This is a genomic window from Campylobacter sp. BCW_6463 (assembly GCF_001762785.1).
Taxonomy (GTDB): Bacteria; Campylobacterota; Campylobacteria; order Campylobacterales; family Campylobacteraceae; genus Campylobacter_D; species Campylobacter_D jejuni.
Genome location: NZ_MJXL01000042.1, coordinates 1 through 2993 on the forward strand (window position 1 = coordinate 1; position 2993 = coordinate 2993).

Genomic DNA, 2993 nt, shown 5'->3' on the forward strand with positions numbered 1-2993 from the left:
TAAAGAACCCTGTTTAAATTCTAAAAAGATAGTTTTATCTTTAGCTACTATTTCTTTCTTAGCTAGTTGTGCTAATGCTACATTAAATTCTGAAATAAAAACTTATGATGAAGCAAATAAAAATACTAAAGCTAGATCAGCAAGTGTTTATCAGAATACTAATACGACTGTAAGTGGTTCAGAAACTAGCACAATCAACATTTCCGATTCAGGTCCACATACCATAATAATTCAATCAGGTGGAACTTTAGGTAGTATAGGCAATACAGATAGAATCATCTATGCTCATGCTAGTAGTAACAACACTCTTACTCTTACCAATCTTACCAATCATGGAACTATTAACGGTAAGGTAGCTGTAGAACATGATAACAATTTTAAAGGAACCATCACTGTTAACACCTTTGAAAATACAGGTCAAATCAATGGTCAAATTTACATGGGAATTTGGGGAGGTAACTCAGGAACTCTCACTGTGGATAAATTCGAAAATAGTGGGACTATAGTAGGCTCTAACGACCGAGGAGTACTTTTCGAAGGAAAAAATACTAATATACAAAGCTTTGTTAATAGTGGTTTAATTAGTGGGAGCGAAGGTGTAACAATGGTTGGTGGAACCATAGAAAATTTTATCAATAATGGTACTATGAATGGTGGTTCCTCTGCTGTTTTTATACACAATAGCATTATAAAAACACTTGAAAATAAAGGTACTATAAATAGCACTGAAGATATATGGTGGGGTGGCGCTATAAAATTAGAAAACGGTGGCACCATAGAAAATATCATCAACACAGGAACTATCAATTCAGTTGTTTCTGGTATACATGTATCCTATGGTAAATTTGGAACACTTACCATAAAAGATGGAGGTGTAGTTTATGGTAAAACAGCAGGAATATGGGTAAATCAATGGCAAACTCTAGGCGATTTATACATAGATGGTGGAAAAAATACTTCAAAAGATGGAACTGTAAGTGGAATTTATAGCGATAATCATGGAATTGCTTTAGATGTTGGTTCAAGTACTAGTAAAATAGAACTTAAAAATGGTGGCATTATACAAGGTAAAGTTAATGGTATAAGATTAGAAAAAGCAGCTTCTTTAAGCGGAGAAATAATTTTATCCGGTGAAGGATCTAGAGTAGAAGGTGGAAGTGGCGCTGGTATATCTAATGAAAGCGGAAAAATAGAAGGCTCTATAAAAGTAGAAGATGGAGCTACTGTAACTTCTTCTTCAGGTCAAGCTATCTCTAATTCTGGCTCAGGAAGTATAACAGGTGGTATTACAGTTAGTGGGGAAAACACTAAGCTTGAAGGAAATATAGTCAATACGGATAGTGCATCTATAGGTAGCGATATCAAGATAGAAGGTGGAGCTAAGGTAGAAGGTGGTCTTGTTAATGAAGGAGAAGGCTCTATTACTGGTTCTATTACAATTGATAAAAACAGTCAGCTTGACTCCATCACTAACACTTCTAATTCTAATACAGGTATAAGCGGTTCTATCACTAATAACAGTGATAATAAACTTGAAATTTCCAATGGAGAAGGTGCTACTATAGGTGGAGGTATTACAAATAATGGTAATGCTGATTTAGTTATCTCCAACCAAGGTTCAGTAGGTAAAGATAAAGATGGTAATACAGTAACTAACAATGGTAGTGGTAGTGTTGGAATCAAAGATTGGGTTGTTTCTACAGATAAAAACACAGGTAAATTAGACACTGTGGTTGTAGGTGGAAGCGGTGCAAATAATGTACAAGTAGAAAACATCACTGTAGATCAAAGCAATGTTAATCTTGAAGAATTAGGTAATATAAGCAATATCATCTCAGGTGTCAATCAAAACAATATTGGCAATATAGGAACCAATGGAGGTGGAGAAATATCTTTAAGCTTTGATCCAATAACAGGAAAGCTTACTACAGATTTTAATCTTAATGCTTCCATATCAGGTGCAACCTTTAGATCTTTAATCTCTACTACTTCAAGAAGATCTACCTTTATAGATAATGTTATGGGTAATTCTATGCAAAGCTTTGCTTTAGCTTCTTCAAGTAAATCTCAAAGCATTGCTATGTCTGAAAAGGGTAATTTATATGCAGATGCAAGTGATTATATAAAGAGTGATTTAAATAATGGAAGCTATGGTTCTAATAAAGAACATTCTTTATTCATCCTTCCTTATGCTTCTTCACAGAATGTTGAACTTTCTTTAAATGAAGAAAGTAAAGGACACACTAAAGGAACCATTATAGGTTATTCTACTTTAAAAGACAGTGGAATATATGGTGTGTATGCAGGTTATGAAGATACAAGAATGGGTTCAACTTATTTTGATATTAATAATAGAACCTATTATGCAGGTTTAAAATACTTTAATACCTTATTTACTACAGAAAAAGGTCAAGAAGTTTATATCAAAGCTCAAGGTAAAGCTGCTTTGATTAAAAATGATTTAACTAAAAAAATAGGAAATAATGAAGCTAAAGCTGAACCTAATTCTTATGCTTATGGAGTCAATACAGCCTTAGGTATGAATTTTATTTCTAATAAAGATATATTCTCCCCTGAAATAGGTCTTGCTTATGAAGGAGGCTATACTGAAGCTTTTTCTATGAAAGATACTATAGGACAAGCAACAGTTAAAGGTGGAGAAAGAACCTATGCAAACTATTTAAATCTTTTCTCTACTAAAACAAGCTTTACTTGGTTTAGAGATTGGTTGCCTAATTTAAAAACTTCAGTAGAACTTGGAGCTAAGTTTAATATCAATCCTAAAGTAGAAGCTAAGGCTAGATTTGGAAATATAAAAGTAAGTGATGAGTTTTATTTACCAAGAATACAAAAATTTGTAAGTACTTCTTTTATCGTTCCTGTTAATGAAGCTTTCTATTTTAGTTTAAACTATAATGGAATGTTTGATAAAGATGGCAATACCCATACAGGATTTGCTCAGTTTAATTATCTTTGGTAATCTTATAAAAGAT

At 32.8% G+C, this 2993-nt stretch carries 1 protein-coding gene; it reads left to right on the forward strand.

The window, feature by feature from the left end; translation table 11 throughout:
• Positions 1–2980: autotransporter outer membrane beta-barrel domain-containing protein (locus AJ884_RS04940; RefSeq protein WP_148123914.1), on the forward strand; the 2980-nt coding region annotated here is incomplete at its 5' end.
• Positions 2981–2993 lie beyond the last annotated feature (13 nt).